16 protein-coding genes and 1 pseudogene are annotated in these 14,576 nt (G+C 54.2%); 12 read left to right on the plus strand and 5 right to left on the minus strand.

Annotated features, from left to right (window positions below; genetic code table 11):
* The 3 genes and pseudogenes from ABX962_RS14115 to ABX962_RS14125 form a co-directional block, all read right to left on the minus strand.
* Positions 1-953: pseudogene (locus tag ABX962_RS14115) on the minus strand (exopolyphosphatase); the annotation flags it as partial.
* A gap of 143 nt (positions 954-1,096) precedes the next feature.
* Positions 1,097-1,720, minus strand: a complete 624-nt coding sequence (locus ABX962_RS14120; RefSeq protein ID WP_372720442.1) for an HAD family hydrolase — start codon at positions 1,718-1,720, stop codon at positions 1,097-1,099.
* 113 nt (positions 1,721-1,833) lie between these two features.
* Positions 1,834-2,535 carry a DUF1080 domain-containing protein gene (locus ABX962_RS14125; protein ID WP_372720443.1) on the minus strand — a complete coding sequence of 234 codons (702 nt, stop codon included), beginning with the start codon at positions 2,533-2,535 and terminating at the stop codon, positions 1,834-1,836.
* Positions 2,536-2,732: 197 nt separating this feature from the next.
* Between ABX962_RS14125 and ilvD the strand changes: the two genes are divergently transcribed.
* Positions 2,733-4,412: a dihydroxy-acid dehydratase gene (gene ilvD, locus ABX962_RS14130; protein WP_372720445.1), complete on the plus strand. Its 1,680-nt coding sequence runs from the start codon at positions 2,733-2,735 to the stop codon at positions 4,410-4,412.
* Between the two features lie 1,643 nt (positions 4,413-6,055).
* Here ilvD and ABX962_RS14135 read toward each other — a convergent pair.
* A complete protein-coding gene (locus tag ABX962_RS14135; protein WP_372720447.1) occupies positions 6,056-6,244 on the minus strand; it encodes a hypothetical protein in 189 nt (62 codons plus the stop codon).
* A 54-nt stretch (positions 6,245-6,298) separates the two neighbouring features.
* Entirely contained in the window at positions 6,299-7,681 is a 1,383-nt protein-coding gene (locus ABX962_RS14140; RefSeq protein WP_372720449.1) for an integron integrase, read from the minus strand.
* Between the two features lie 285 nt (positions 7,682-7,966).
* Between ABX962_RS14140 and ABX962_RS14145 the strand changes: the two genes are divergently transcribed.
* The 11 genes from ABX962_RS14145 to ABX962_RS14195 form a co-directional block, all read left to right on the plus strand.
* Positions 7,967-8,407, plus strand: a complete 441-nt coding sequence (locus tag ABX962_RS14145; RefSeq protein ID WP_372720451.1) for a cytochrome P460 family protein — start codon at positions 7,967-7,969, stop codon at positions 8,405-8,407.
* A gap of 117 nt (positions 8,408-8,524) precedes the next feature.
* A complete protein-coding gene (locus ABX962_RS14150; protein ID WP_372720453.1) occupies positions 8,525-8,923 on the plus strand; it encodes a hypothetical protein in 399 nt (132 codons plus the stop codon).
* A gap of 118 nt (positions 8,924-9,041) precedes the next feature.
* Complete coding sequence (locus tag ABX962_RS14155; protein WP_372720455.1) at positions 9,042-9,509, plus strand: hypothetical protein; 468 nt, start codon at positions 9,042-9,044, stop codon at positions 9,507-9,509.
* Between the two features lie 316 nt (positions 9,510-9,825).
* Positions 9,826-10,122 (plus strand): hypothetical protein, encoded by a 297-nt coding sequence (locus ABX962_RS14160; protein ID WP_372720457.1) that lies wholly within the window; start codon positions 9,826-9,828, stop codon positions 10,120-10,122.
* 141 nt (positions 10,123-10,263) lie between these two features.
* Positions 10,264-10,710, plus strand: coding sequence for an FxLYD domain-containing protein (locus tag ABX962_RS14165; protein WP_372720459.1), 447 nt, complete (start codon positions 10,264-10,266; stop codon positions 10,708-10,710).
* 458 nt (positions 10,711-11,168) lie between these two features.
* Positions 11,169-11,645 carry an SMI1/KNR4 family protein gene (locus tag ABX962_RS14170; protein WP_372720461.1) on the plus strand — a complete coding sequence of 159 codons (477 nt, stop codon included), beginning with the start codon at positions 11,169-11,171 and terminating at the stop codon, positions 11,643-11,645.
* 108 nt (positions 11,646-11,753) lie between these two features.
* Complete coding sequence (locus tag ABX962_RS14175) at positions 11,754-12,215, plus strand: NADAR family protein (protein ID WP_372720463.1); 462 nt, start codon at positions 11,754-11,756, stop codon at positions 12,213-12,215.
* Positions 12,216-12,349: 134 nt separating this feature from the next.
* A complete protein-coding gene (locus ABX962_RS14180) occupies positions 12,350-12,625 on the plus strand; it encodes a helix-turn-helix domain-containing protein (RefSeq protein WP_372720465.1) in 276 nt (91 codons plus the stop codon).
* A 3-nt stretch (positions 12,626-12,628) separates the two neighbouring features.
* Positions 12,629-13,291 (plus strand): IS30 family transposase, encoded by a 663-nt coding sequence (locus ABX962_RS14185; RefSeq protein WP_372720471.1) that lies wholly within the window; start codon positions 12,629-12,631, stop codon positions 13,289-13,291.
* Between the two features lie 584 nt (positions 13,292-13,875).
* Entirely contained in the window at positions 13,876-14,256 is a 381-nt protein-coding gene (locus ABX962_RS14190) for a hypothetical protein (protein WP_372720467.1), read from the plus strand.
* 106 nt (positions 14,257-14,362) lie between these two features.
* Positions 14,363-14,576, plus strand: a 214-nt coding sequence (locus ABX962_RS14195; protein WP_372720469.1) for a hypothetical protein, incomplete at its 3' end; no start/stop codon positions are given.

Here is a 14,576-nt window from a genome sequence, read left to right on the forward strand (position 1 = left end):
CCGTCACGCAAATTGGTATCGCACACGTAAACGTGGGTCTGATTGAACGCTTGGGCCAACATTGAATAGGCAAGCAGTGCCGGACCGAGCGTCTCGGCCTCGATAAAGCTTGCTCCAAATCGTTTGACAATGGCGTCTTCGTCAAGCTTCAGCACTTCGTTGGTAAATTCGATCAAGCGATCGGTCGACAGCTGGGCGAGCGACGTGCCATCCCAATCATCAAGTAGTTGATGGGCGGCGAAACGCATGTCGCCTCCAAAGGCAACGAGGTGAATCATCGCATCGGAGTGCACCTCTTCGACGATCATGTCCAAGATCCGTCGAATATGACTTTCTAACAAAATTCGACGTCGCGCGACCGACACGTTGGCTTGATCTAACAATTGCAACAACCGCAGCGATCCCAGGCGATACGATTGACTGTGCAACACATTGCCGCTGCGGATAACCAACAATTCGGTGTTCCCGCCCCCGACTTCGACCACCACCGAGCGACCATCTGCCAATTCGGGATGGGTGCGAAGCTGGGGCATGATCCCCATGTAGGTGATGCGGTTCACTTCCGCTTCATCAATCGGTTCGACATTCATCCCCGTGACGATGTAGACACGGTCGGTAAACGCGAGTCGGTTCAGCGCTTCACGCACTGCGGTGGTGGCCACGACCCGCAAATCATGAGGTGCCGCAATGCCGTATTCTTGCAGCACTCGCTGGTACTTTTTCAGGATTCCGGCGACCTTTTCGATGGTCGCTCGCGAAAATCGCCGGACGTCAAACGCTTCTCGCCCTAGATCGACTGGCTGGACCAGCGTATCGAGCGTACGGACTTCGCCATCGGCATGGATTTCGGCAATCGCCATGCGAACGCTGGTTGCCCCGATATCGATGACAGCAACGGGACGAGGAGGCGTGGGATGGAGTGGGATCGATGGGGGGTTTGCCAGCTGTGCCATTGCAGTTGAAAAGCAATCGAAAAGGGAGAAAGGGGTGTGGTCGTCGCGTGCCTCCATCATACGGCGCCCACGCCGCCGGGCACAGCCGAACACCGCACCCGCACCCGCCACCACGTTCGCGAGCTAACCCGCGGCAGATCGTGCTACGAAATCACCCCGTATTGCTTCAGTGCCGCTTCCGCTTGCTCGCCGCCGAAGCACTGGACCGCATTCCAGCCTCGATCGATCGCCGCGGCGACATTTTCATGTTTGTCGTCGAGAAACAGAATGGATGCGGGAGAAACACCGGCCAATTCTTCGGCCGCCTGATAAATCCCGCCATCGGGCTTCATCGAGCTGACTTCGCAGCTCAACACGCGAACGGGCCACGCCAGCGACGAAACCTGCCACGTTTGACGGGCGATCCAGTCCCAGTGAGCGTGACAGGTGTTCGATAGCAATCCGTAACGCGTTCCAGATTCGTCGACCTGCGCGACCGTATTCCGCATCGATTCGATCGGGGTGAACATGTCACTAATTGCGTCAAGCAGTGCCGTCGTGGGCATCTGAGCATCCGAAACGGCCAACGCATCACGCACAATTCTCGCATATTCTTCGCCCGTCACGTGGCCATGCTCGAATCGATCCTGCAACCCACTGATATAAATCGCCTGTTCCGCCATCGCGGCGTCGACCCCAAACCGGGTTGCCACATTATTGACCGCGATTTTCGGATCAAAGGAAACGATCACGTTGCCGAGATCGAAATACACAAACTCAATTTTCATAATACCGAGGCCGTTGATCGCGCCGCGATCAAAACGAGAAGTTGTAAAAACGCAGGAGCTGCGAAACGCACAATGGCAAAAACGCGAGATCGTGGAGCGATCAGCAACATTGCCTATTTGCTGGTGAGGTTACGGATACGAATGTTTCGGTAATGGGCTTCGGCCGGAGGACCGCTGTGGATTTGCAGTCCGATGATGCCATCCCGTGGAATCGTGTCATCGGTTTCGGTGTAATCGACTGTTAGCACACCATTGATAAAAATTTGGATGCGTGGTCCTTCACAGCGAATTCGAATCGAATTCCAGTCGTTTTCTTTGACAAGGTCTTGGGGTAAATCGGCAGCGGGTTCGGCCAAAAATTTCCGGCGGCGTGATTCGTCGTACAGTGCACCCCAAATCGATCGATCGCCAATCCATCCCATATCGGCTTGATAGCCCGACACCTCGGTGTCGCCGGGGATGCGTTTAGTGCGGAACTGGACTCCGGCATTCAAGGAGGGCTTTGTATTGCCACGGGCCGAATCCTTGCTGGCGGAGACCAATTTGGCTTCCAACCGTAGATCAAAATCGGCGAATCGTTCCATCGTGCACAAAAATTCGTTGTGCGGGATTTTTTCCTCCAGCCGCCCGGCGACGACCGCGTCGTCTTCGATTCGGAACCAATATCCGTTCCCTTCCCACCCCGCCAAGGTGTCACCATCGAACAGCGACATCGACTTGAGCTCAAAATCGTCCGCAAATGCCTCGCGGCTGCCGGGCGTAAAACCAAGGGTAACAACCGCCAACGCCAGCAAAAACCACGAAAAACGCACCATTTTGTCTACTCCGATAAAGTTCGCTTAGCCGTCCCGTTGTGAAACGCTCGCTGAAGATCATAATCGGTGGCCTGTGAAGTCGGCAAATCGACGCAGATTTAGTCTGCCAGAGAACGCGAACTCACCCCCGCATCAAACTCTCTTCGCTTGTTGACGTTTCTCCCCCATTCCTCCTGCACTGCGTATCTCCACCGGCCATGAATGCTCCGCTAAACAAGTACAGCCAAAACATCACCCAGCCCAAAAGCCAAGGCGCATCCCAAGCGATGCTCTACGCCACCGGGATGACTTCCGAAGACATGAACAAGCCGCAGGTCGGCATCGGAAGTGTCTGGTACGAAGGCAACAGCTGTAACATGCACCTATTGGATTTGGCCGCCGAGGTCAAAAAGGGTGTCGTCGACGCGGGGCTGGTCGGCATGCGGTTCAACACGATCGGCGTCAGCGACGGCATCTCGATGGGCACCGACGGCATGAGCTACTCGCTGCAGAGTCGCGATTTGATCGCCGATTCGATTGAAACGATCATGGCTGCCCAGTGGTACGACGCGTTGATCGCACTGCCTGGATGTGACAAGAACATGCCGGGATGTTTGATCGCGATGGGACGTCTGAACCGCCCCGCCATCATGGTCTATGGCGGGACGATCAAGCCGGGACGATTCAAAAACGAAAATCTTGATATCGTCAGTGCCTTTCAGTGTTATGGCCAATTCATTGCCGGTCAAATCAACGAAGAAGAACGCAAAGAGATCGTTCGTCACAGTTGCCCAGGTGCCGGAGCATGCGGCGGGATGTACACCGCCAACACGATGGCGTCGGCGATCGAAGCCTTGGGCATGTCGCTGCCCTATTCGGCCAGCATCCCGGCGGTCGATCCCGAGAAAAAAGAAGAGTGCCGCCACGCAGGCCATGCGATCCTAGAACTGCTGAAACTGGACCTGAAACCACGCGACATCATGACCCGCACTGCGTTTGAAAACGCGATGGTGACCGTGATGGCACTCGGTGGCAGCACCAATGCCGTGTTGCACCTGATCGCGATGGCGCGTGCGGTCGATGTACCGCTGACGATCGACGACTTCCAAAGCGTGAGCGACCGCATCCCATTCCTCGCCGACCTGAAACCAAGCGGCAAATTCGTCCAAGAGGATTTGCACTCAGTGGGCGGCACCCCCGCAGTGATGAAGTACTTACTCAAAGAAGGACTGCTGGACGGATCATGTATGACCGTGACCGGCAAAACGCTGGCCGAAAACCTCGAGTCGCTGCCCGATTTGAAAGAAGGTCAAACGATCGTTCACTCGACCAAGGAACCGATCAAGAAAACGGGTCACATCCGCATTCTGCGTGGCTCGCTGTCGCCCGACGGCGCGGTGGCCAAGATCACGGGCAAAGAGGGATTGCAGTTCAGCGGCCCGGCACGCGTCTTTGACAGCGAAGAGGACATGCTGCATGCACTGGAGGAAAAGAAGATCCAAAAGGGCGACGTTGTCGTGATCCGCTACGAAGGTCCCAAGGGCGGCCCCGGCATGCCTGAGATGCTGACCCCGACCAGTGCCATCATGGGTGCGGGACTCGGATCGGATGTGGCACTTTTGACCGACGGACGATTCAGCGGCGGCAGCCACGGATTTATCGTCGGTCACATCACGCCGGAAGCCCAAGAGGGTGGCCCGATCGCTCTGGTTCAAGATGGTGATACGATCACGATCGATGCGGAAACCAACCGTCTGGATGTGGACGTCGACGAAGCCGACCTGGCCAAACGCCGCGACGCCTGGACCGCGCCGCCACTGAAAGCAACGCGAGGCACGTTGTACAAGTACATCAAGAACGTCAAGAGCGCCAGCGAAGGCTGCGTCACCGACGAGTGATCCGCAGGTCGCGTGAAGGTCACCTGGTGCTGGACGCTGGTGACCTGCGAGCCTCGCTCCATACAGCCACCTCTCCCGAGCACGGGAGAGGTCGGACGGGCCGTCGAGGCCTCCCGTAGTGGATCTTGCTAAAGATCCCGCCCCAAAACGACCGTCACCCCCTCGGCGCCGCCCCCATTCAATCACAGCCGCTGCTCCCCGCCGCAAACGCAAGCAACAAATGCGAGGTCTGTTTTGAACAGGAGCAAATCGAGGCAACAGAGTTACAAATTGCCTCATCTCCGTTACCTCCCTTTCCTTCTGTTCAATCATTTTCGGAGGAGTCCTTTCCCGACGAGCCACACCCATCCATTTTAAAATTTGCAATTGTCAATTTAACTTTTTCAATTCTCACTCCTTCCCAACATCGCTGCAAGCGACTAGCAATCGCAGTGCGCAGCAAGGGCGACAACCATCATCCCCAAGTCCCGAAAGGGACGGCATGATGTAGCCCACGGCGTGAGCCGTGGGTTACAATGCAACCCAAAAACGAAAGCCCCGAAGGGGCGACAGGAAAGACCGACGTCGACCGCGTTCGGACCAGTTATCTTGCACTCGCGCAAACGCAACACCGTCAGAAAAAAACAGGCCCGCGAATCGACGCAAATCAACGCGAATACTTGCTCCCTCTCGACGGCCTCAGCCTAAGCCAAAATACCGCCCCCACAACACCTTTCCAATCTCCACACCGCGCATCAATTCCGCGTCTGTTCCGTCTAGCTCCACCTCCCGTAGTGGATCTTGCTAAAGATCCCGTCTCAAAACGACCGTCAACCCCACACGGCCGCCCTCATTCAATCACAACTCCGAATCCCGGCAGGTTTTTCTTTCTCGTAGACCAAAAGGCCGATTGCGCGGACAAATTGAACAGGAGCAAACAGAGGAAACAGAGCCGCAGATCACCTTTTCTCCGTTGTCTCCCTTACCTCCTGTTGAATCATTTTCGGCAGCATCCTTTCCCGCCGAGTCGCCACGCCCATCCATTTTAAAATTTACAATTGTCAATTTAACTTTTTCAATTCTTCTCCCCGGCCTCAGCGTTGCTGCAAGCAATCGCAACCACATCGTGCAGCGCACGCGTTTCAACGATCATCCCCAAGTCCCGAACGGGACGGCATGATGTAGCCCACGGCGTGAGCCGTGGGTTACAATGCAACCCAAAAACGAAAGCCCCGAAGGGGCGACAGGAAAGACCGACGTCTATCACGATCGGACCAGCTATCTTGCACTCGCACCAGCGCAGCGCTGTCAGAAAAAACAGGCCCGCGAATCGACGCAAATCAACGCGAATACTTGCTCCCTCTCAAAGGTCTCAACCTAAGCCAAAATACCGCCACACAGCACCTTTCCAATCTCCACACCGCGCATCAATTCCACGTCTGCTCCGTCTAGCCCCACCCTCCGTAGTGGATCTTGCTAAAGATCCCGCCTCAAGACGACCGTCACCCACACTCAGCCGCCCCCATTCAATCACAACTCCGAATCCCGGCAGGTGTTCTCTCTCGTAGACCAAAAGGCCGATTGCTCGGACAACTTGAACAGGAGCAAACAGAGGAAACAGAGCCGCAGATCACCTCATCTCCGTTCCCTCCCTTACCTCCTGTTCAATACTTTCTCTCGCTTCCAATCACCTCGCGTTTCTTTGCTTCGCAGCAGCAAACCCATTTTTCAAACAATTCGCTTGCAACTGCCGCAAGGATTGCCAATAATCCGATTCTCGCCATTGCGGTGGAACTCAGCGGAGTGCCACCGGAGCAACCGAAGGTGCAGCCACACACAAAATAGAGAAACATTGAAAATGCTTTCCCGCCCTCCATCGGTCCAGTGGACTGACCAGGGCGAATGGCTTAGGAATCCGGCAATGTATCGACGGGGCTCTTGACCGTTTCTCCGAGCTTCGGACGGATGTGTACATATCGCATCGTCGTCTCGATATCCTTATGTCCCATCAGCTTCTGGACCGTCTGTATATCCGTTCCCGATTCAACTAAATGCGTCGCGAAACTGTGCCGCAGCGAATGTGGCACACCATTCTTGTCAATCTTCGCATGACGAAGTGCTACTTTCAGCGCCGCCGCAAATTGCTCTTCGGCAATGTGATGTCGCCATACTGTCCCAGACCGCTTGTCTCGATTTCGCTGGCGTGAAGGAAACACCCACTTCCAAGCCGCATCCTGACACGCATTGGGGTATTTTTTGGCCAAAGCGTGCGGCATGTAAACCTGCGCAAACCCTTCCTCGACATCCAGCCGATGAAACCGCTTAGCCACTTCGATTTGTTGACGTAACTCCGGTATCGCTTGTTCGGGCAAGAACGTAATGCGGTCCTTGTTACCCTTGCCATCGCGAACAACAATATGTCCCTCGTCAAAGCAAACGTCCTTGATCCGCAAGCGACGGCACTCCTTGTGTCGCAACCCAGCCCCATAGATCAACAGAAACATCAACCGGTGAACCCCGACTAACTGCTCAAGCAATCGCTCAATTTCGCCTCGGCTAAACCAAACGGGAATCGACTCGCTTGGCCTGACACGCATCGAAATGATGACCCCCAGCCTTTTTCCCAAAACGCACTGATAGAAAAACATCAGTCCCGATTGAGCTTGGCTCTGTGTGCTCGCAGCCACCTTGTTTTCCACGGCCAACGACGTCAAGAAGGAACCGATGTCCAGTTCGCCAAACGACTGCAAATCTTGCGAACCGACATGGTAGCTGAACCGCTTCACCCAACGAACGTAAGCTCGCTCGGTTGCCATCGCGTAATGCAGCACTCGCATGTCGCCGCGCATTCGCTGAATCAAGATGGGCTCGTTGCGATTCACTTTGCCACGCAATTTGGCCAATTCCTCTTCGGTCGGCGGTGCATCCAGTTCAATGTTGCGTTCGCGTTTGCCCAGCTGAGCCAAAGTCAAAACCACGTCCGACAAATCTGGCTCGCTGCGAGCCAATACCAAATCACGGTAACATTCCACCGCTCGCACGGCCTGCCAGCGTTGCCATGCCGGAGCACCACTTGCTAGCAATGTCCTCGAGAATGACAACACCGAATGCCGATTCACGGACAGGTCATCGTCAACACCGCCGCGCTGGGCAAGTGCGTAGCGGCGTAGCCACCGCGGGAACCAAGTTCGATCGTTTTCCGGAAGTCCGCTATGGGACAGCACTTTTTCCTCAAATTTCAACACCGACATGATCGTCGACTCCTCGATGCTCTCGAGTGATAAAACCATATATCACTCGACTCACGGTGCTATCGAGTGATATAACCCAAATCACTTGACTCACCGAGTGATATAAGGTCGAATTGGATTATATCACCCGACTGACCCGGGGTTAAAAAGATAGTTCCCCGACTCGAATGCAGCACGACAATGTTACGAAACACGTTGATCTCATGCGTACCTGTCTTACTCCTGACGTCGATCTCTTTTGCTGAGGAACCGTCTGATTGGGAATTGATCCGCGATGCCACCAACCGGCAACGCCTTATCCGAATCACGGACGAGCCACATGAGATGGATGACTCGACGAACAAGGCGTGCCGGCCCTTCGGATTCGACGCAAATCTGATCCATGATGGGTATGGTCAATCCGCATTTTGCAACGTTTACGTGAACGAAAAAGGAAAACGTGCATTGATTGACGGACTGAATCACTACCCCCAGGGATCGATGATCGTCAAGTCGAAACTAAGGTCTAAGAGCGATAGAGACCCGGAGCTTTACACGGTAATGCGAAAGATGGGATCGACATTCGACGCACAAAATCGAAATTGGGAGTACTCTGTGATCGATGGACGCACACGTCGTATTCTTGCGCGTGGACGGATTGACTCGTGTATCTCCTGCCACGCTCGATACGCTGAGACTGACTACATTACTCGCGTCTATATGAAGCAAGACGACGGGGAACCATCCGTTGGACCGAAGCCGGGCTTGCGCAACCAAATGCAGTAGAGACGTTGACCCTCCCGGCTCGGTCAACGGTAACGTTCTGCCATCGAACCTAACATGAATCCTAGGCCAGACGAGAAAATCTACAACAACGTGATCTGGGACATTCGCCGAAGTTCGATGACTCCCGAAAACTGGCGATACACCCGAATCGAAAACCATCACGATGAGGTACTCAATTTATTCGGTGCTTCAGATGGCGAGCGCGCTGTAGTGACTGCGATAACGTCCAACGCCAACTGGTACGCGCTGACGACCCGCCGGCTCGTTGGCGTTTCATACGATGGCCCGTTCGACATTCCCGCGCACCTGATGACAGACTGCACGTTTGGGGATAACCCCAAAGGATATGACAACGTCACACTTTCGGTCGCAACCATCTCTCAATCCGGAGTGGCGACAGCCACATTCGAGTTCGAGACAGGGAAGGCGTGGATGGCGCCTGAGAACTATGTATCATGGTGGATACGCAAGTTCCCGATTCTCGATGTGTTCAAGTTTGCCCCCGCTACGAGATGAAGGCAGAACAATGCCGTGCACGCGGAGCACGGCTTGTGCGGTTTTACAAAGTGGAAAGTCGTCTCTCCGTGCCCGGTGACGGCCGCCGTTATCCGAACCGAAGAAAACACGCCTCCGAATGAAACGAAACGTGTCCTCGACAGTTTTTGGCAAACTCAAGTGCCACGCAAGCGATCGTTCCTATTCCCTGAAGATGGACCACAAGGGCAGGGAAATCGATCTTCGATTCTTCTGTGAGACGGACGACGCGATCGAGCGGCTACTTCCGCTAGCCGAGCAGGTTTGGCGTCAACGTGTTCGGTACTTCAAGGCATTTCGTGAACACGCGGCCGTCGAGCTACTTGACCTGCTGAATGGGTTTCTTGACTGTGGCGAGGAAGATCCGCCTCAGGTGTCTGCCGCAAGACTTCGAAAGATCCTAGCAGTTCCGTACTCAATCGTTTTCATGCTATCTGGTAACGACTACGAAGATGAGCTCTTGTTAATTACTGGTGGCGACTCACCAGACCTGCACGAACACTGCCTCACGGTTACCTTTAACGCTGACGGTCAGATTATTGATGGTGATGCGGTATCGCTCTTCTGAACTCGTGGGATGCGGATAACCATGGCATTCACACGGAGCGGGGCTTGCGGCCGAAATTGAGATGGACAACTTTACTCTCCCCGCCCGGTGATGCCGGCCGTTCGCCCACTCAATCATGAAACTCCAATACACAGTTCGTTCGACGCTTCTCGCAACGGCCCTAGTTGCCGGTGCGTGCGGATGGTATTCGTGGAATGTCGCGGAACGCCGAAACGAGTTTGCAGCTCTCGATGATCTCGAACGCTTGACCAAGAACGGAGTTGTCATCGCTGACGGTGGACATCCTTACGATGGGTGCGGGACGTGGAGCGGTGCAATGGCCCACCTCGATTTCCGCGGTCCGTCATTCTTTCGCAATTTGAATCTCGACGCATTCAAACGTGTTGTTCGAATTGAAGTCCAATATGAACAAAATCCGGAAATCATCGCGATGCTCAGACGATTTGAGCACTTAGACGAGGTTTTCTTCAACAACGGTTCGATCGATCCCAACAGCGTAGTGCCGCCGGAGGAACTGGGGTATGTGAGCGCGGTTAGACAATTCCGCTCCTCGCATCCCAAGATAGATGTGCGATTCTGGGACTACGATGAACCGGAAAATATCTTAGATTGATCGCATATTGTCCGCGCCACAAAAAACGGGCCGAACCATGTGATGCAACGGAGGACGGGTGGTCGGTTTTCTGGTCTGCTTGCAAGTCGTTCGCCCGTCCCCGCTGATCACTAACGTTCGCCTCAATAGAAGTTTGACCTTATGCGTGCAAAGATGAAGTGCTCCAATTGCGGGGCCGAAATGTCGAACCTCAACATGTCATGGGGCTGGAAGCATCTCTTGATCATGGTCCCCATTTTACTGTTGGGTTTCTTTCCTCTCCTGAAGTTGACATTCTTCAAAGGTGACATCGCCACGGAATTGTCCATCAGCGATACGCAAAAGCGCAGCCATGAGGGGCGCATGGAGATCGTTGGGCTGATCACAAATTCAGGCTCTCGCACATGGACCGGTGTCACGATTGAGGCTGAATTTTTTGACGCGACTGGAGCATTTATTGATGAAGCCACGGAGTATCTCCGAACGGATGTCACGGGCAAGGCGGAAGAGCATTTCAAGGTAACCGTTACGAACCCAAGCCCTGTATTGACCGCACCGGACACCAAGATGGTTGTCAAAGTGGCTGGTGGTCGGACCTCACCGTTTTGATCACGACATGGCAGGGTGAGCGACTTGCCCGTCGAGGCGAACCAAGCGGTGAACCGGAGCCGCCGATTACGCGGGTTTTGAAATCATGATCTTTTGGCGGCGGCCCGGTTACCGCAGGCGTTATCGCAACTAGCCGTGTGGCCTGCGTTGGTTTTGCAATTCATTCCATCGCTGCCATAACAAGCAAAATTCGCGGTCGTGATCGTGCAACATCTTGTCATCGCAGTCCGTTACACTAGCCTCACTGGTCGATCCCAACGGTTGCCTGCTTGACGGGCCACCCACGGGGCGGAACGCCACTGCAACCATGCTCGATTGATGCTTGCTGCGATCTGCGATAACCATGCGATGGTGACGGAGCGGCGGCATCGTTTTTGCAAAGTGGCTCAATCACCCTTCGCCGCCCGCACATCGCCGCCGTTACCCGACTGACACTTTGCCCCGGCACAACTTGCAACATGAAACATTTCACTGATTCGTTGTTTGACGCGATCCGAACCGATCCGGAGTCAGAAGCGATACAAGAGGGCGCGACCGCGGCGTCAGTCGACAAGCTTGATGCTGAGCTGGACGACCAGCTTCCGTCAAGCTACAAGGAGTTTCTCGCTGAAATCAACGGCGGTGCCATCGGATCAATTCGGCTCTTCGGTATTGACCGATCGGACCATCTCGATCTACGAGCAAAGATGGAGGAATTGAGTTCCTTCATCCCATCAATTGCCCATAAAATTATGATCCCGATTGCGAGCGATTGGGGCGGGGGCCTATTTTGTCTTGATACCTATCATCCCGACGAGGATGGCGAATTACCGGTCTGGTACTGGAACCACGAATACTCGGAAGAGCCCGCAGACGCTCCATACGTTTGGTCCCGAATTTACGATGGATTCGGGGCGTTCATTCGTGAGCAAGTCGAAACCAAAACGGACGGGTAACAATCGCGTGCACCGGAGCGCGCGAGTTGACGTTTATGAAATTGAGAATCTCTCGCGCGTGCCCGGTTACGCGTAGCGTTATTTTGCTAAGCCATCGCGAACGTACCGATGACGATTTATTTCTACAGCCGGACCGATGAATACGGAGACTTTTGCAACTTCTCGTCGCACGGGTTTGAACTTGATGGCAAGTATTGGCGAACTGTCGAACACTACTTCCAAGCTCAAAAGTTCGCAGGTACCGAACACGAAGCGGCAATTCACCGTGCTCGAACTCCCGGTGACGCAAAAGGATTTGGGCGAACAACCAAATATCCGCTACGTGACGACTGGGAAGACGTAAAAGACTCGATCATGCATCGAGCCGTAATGCGTAAATTCGAAACACACGATGACATTCGACAGCGACTTCTTGACACTGCCGACGAAGAACTGGTCGAGAATGCGCGGGGCGATTACTACTGGGGCTGCGGTGCCGATGGAACAGGGCAAAACAAACTCGGCAGGATACTGATGGATGTTCGTGACAAATTGCGGGCCTCACAGACCGCCGACACGAACGACGTGTGAATTCAAACCCGAAACGCAATTTTTAGAGTTGCTAAAAACTTTGTTTTTTTGATGCCATCTAGCGAAAGACCGACTGAGTCCGCGATGTTGTTTGGAACTTCAAAATCCAGCAACGCATACGAACTCAGTCAGTCATGGCTCATCTTACACTCCAAGAACGAATTGTCATTAGCGAAATGCTCCGCGCCGGTCACTCGCAAGCGGAGGTTGCCGCCGAGCTCGGTCGTGACGGCTCGGTGATCTCGCGTGAGCGATCTCGCAACTTCGTCAACGGCGAACATTATCATCCGCTGAAGGCGGAGCGTCGTGCGAAGGCCTTGAAGGCAAGACCTTCGGTTGTGAGTAAGTTGGAAGACTCTCAACTCTTTAGCTATGTCAGCAAAAAGCTGCTTTTAAACTGGTCGCCCTAGCAGATCAGCGGAGCGTTGGTGGAGGAGGAGGCGGCGGTGCGAATCAGCCATCAGACGATCTACAAATACCTTTGGTCGCTCGATGCAAAACACCCGCACCGCCGTGCCATGAGACGCCAAGGGCGTCATCATCGCAAGCAAAAGCCGGGATTTATTCGCAATCAAGCCGCCAACCGTGTTTCGATCCATGATCGTCCAGCGGTGGCCAGTGCTCGACGTCGGATCGGGGACTGGGAAGTGGATCTGGTTGTCTGCAAGAAGGGTACGGGCTACCTGGTTACAGCGGTGGATCGGATGACGGGCTATGTCCTCATCGGCCGATGCAGAACGAAGGCAACTCGTTTGGTAATGGACACGATCCGCAAGATGTTCAGTGGTGTTCCTATTAGTCAGATCAAGACGATGACGTTTGATAATGGGACGGAGTTCTTTTATCATCGTTTGCTGACGAAATGGTTCCAAGTGAAGGTGTATTTTGCAGATCCGTACTGCAGTGGCCAGCGTGGCACGAACGAAAACACCAACGGCTTACTTCGACAATATTTTTCGAAGGGTCTGGCGTACGCCTCGATCAGCTGGCAACGAGTCGCTCAGGTTGCTAGGCTACTCAACAGCCGACCGCGCAAGCGGCATGGTTACCAAACACCCGCGTTTCTTTTCGAATGATTTCGCAAAAAATTGCGTTTCGGATTTGAATTCACCACGCAAAACAACAAAAAAATGCACCCGAGTCGCGAAGTCGGTGGTTTTGACAATGGAGAATCTCTCGTCGCGACCGGGTGATTTTAGACGTTCTGGCAATGAAGAAATCGTACTCGTGCTCGTACTCAGGCGCAGCCGGTACTCGTGCTCGAAATGGGGTACCGATGACCGAACCAATCTTCGACCACGATCGACTTGATGTTTACAGACTGTCGATTGACTACGTCGCTTCATCGTTCGCCGTCGCGAGGGATCTTGTCGGCCTTCATCGTCGTGCGCGCGACCAATCGATTCCGCTGAACATTGCTGATCGCCCGCACCGACGCTGTCTCCGAATCCAACGCGGAGTACAATGCTGCTGACGAGTACGAGTACCGCGATGCTGAGTACGAGCACGAGCACGAGCACGAGCACGGCCAGAACCAAGAATTGCACCGAAGGACGCGGCCCAGTTGTTCTCCAAATCAATGTCCACCGCGCGTCCTCGGTGAATTCAAACGTTCTGTCGACAAGGAGACGCTTACATCGACCCCACTACAATACGGCAGTTGATCGCTGATTGGATGTCGCATCGCGACGATGCGGTGACGCTACTGGTGGACGAACTCAATCTTGAATGTCCACGCGACGTATTGCGTCCCGAGCATCGGGGGCGTCACGACCTCGTGGGCACGGGATGGTCCTACCGAACACACGGCAGAGGTGTTGACGTCACTCGAACGAACGGGCATGGCGGAATCGATTTTGATTTCTCAACATTGGATGGGCAACTGTTTGATCCACCCGATATTTGGCGACTCGTATTGTTTGCAAAACGATCCGTTCACGACCGGACCATTGATTCCGACAAATACAAACCGATAATCGATGATGCGGAACTTTACCGCGACCTGATTGAAGCCGAACTCGCACACCAGTTCCAAACGTAACGAACGCGACAGAACAAACGGATGCACGACGAGCGGCGAAGTCAGGTTTTTTGAAGTGGTTGGTCTCTCGTCGCCGCCGCGTGATCCTGAACGTTCGCACACATAGATGATCCAAACCACACCAGATCGAATCGATGCGGACACCCGCCGCCTGATGGATGCTTTGCCAGACGCGGGCAAGCCCGTGTTTCTTGACCTGAAGCATGAGTCCTACGCCAAGGTATCCGAATGCTTTCCCAACGTCCGCGAAAAGATGAAACGCGACGGTGGAACACTACAACACGGCTGGTGCGTTTGGCTCGCACCCAAAATGTTGATCG

The organism is Novipirellula sp. (genome assembly GCF_041583735.1).
Lineage (GTDB): Bacteria > Planctomycetota > Planctomycetia > Pirellulales > Pirellulaceae > Novipirellula.

Excerpts from the sequence above, each read along its gene's own strand:
- ABX962_RS14120 (WP_372720442.1), bottom strand. The coding sequence starts at position 1,720 with ATGAAAATTGAGTTTGTGTATTTCGATCTCGGCAACGTGATCGTTTCC.
- ABX962_RS14125 (WP_372720443.1), bottom strand. The coding sequence starts at position 2,535 with ATGGTGCGTTTTTCGTGGTTTTTGCTGGCGTTGGCGGTTGTTACCCTT.
- ilvD (WP_372720445.1), top strand. The coding sequence starts at position 2,733 with ATGAATGCTCCGCTAAACAAGTACAGCCAAAACATCACCCAGCCCAAA.
- ABX962_RS14135 (WP_372720447.1), bottom strand. The coding sequence starts at position 6,244 with ATGTTTCTCTATTTTGTGTGTGGCTGCACCTTCGGTTGCTCCGGTGGC.
- ABX962_RS14140 (WP_372720449.1), bottom strand. The coding sequence starts at position 7,681 with ATGGTTTTATCACTCGAGAGCATCGAGGAGTCGACGATCATGTCGGTG.
- ABX962_RS14145 (WP_372720451.1), top strand. The coding sequence starts at position 7,967 with ATGGATGACTCGACGAACAAGGCGTGCCGGCCCTTCGGATTCGACGCA.
- ABX962_RS14150 (WP_372720453.1), top strand. The coding sequence starts at position 8,525 with ATGACTCCCGAAAACTGGCGATACACCCGAATCGAAAACCATCACGAT.
- ABX962_RS14155 (WP_372720455.1), top strand. The coding sequence starts at position 9,042 with ATGAAACGAAACGTGTCCTCGACAGTTTTTGGCAAACTCAAGTGCCAC.
- ABX962_RS14160 (WP_372720457.1), top strand. The coding sequence starts at position 9,826 with ATGGCCCACCTCGATTTCCGCGGTCCGTCATTCTTTCGCAATTTGAAT.
- ABX962_RS14165 (WP_372720459.1), top strand. The coding sequence starts at position 10,264 with ATGCGTGCAAAGATGAAGTGCTCCAATTGCGGGGCCGAAATGTCGAAC.
- ABX962_RS14170 (WP_372720461.1), top strand. The coding sequence starts at position 11,169 with ATGAAACATTTCACTGATTCGTTGTTTGACGCGATCCGAACCGATCCG.
- ABX962_RS14175 (WP_372720463.1), top strand. The coding sequence starts at position 11,754 with ATGACGATTTATTTCTACAGCCGGACCGATGAATACGGAGACTTTTGC.
- ABX962_RS14180 (WP_372720465.1), top strand. The coding sequence starts at position 12,350 with ATGGCTCATCTTACACTCCAAGAACGAATTGTCATTAGCGAAATGCTC.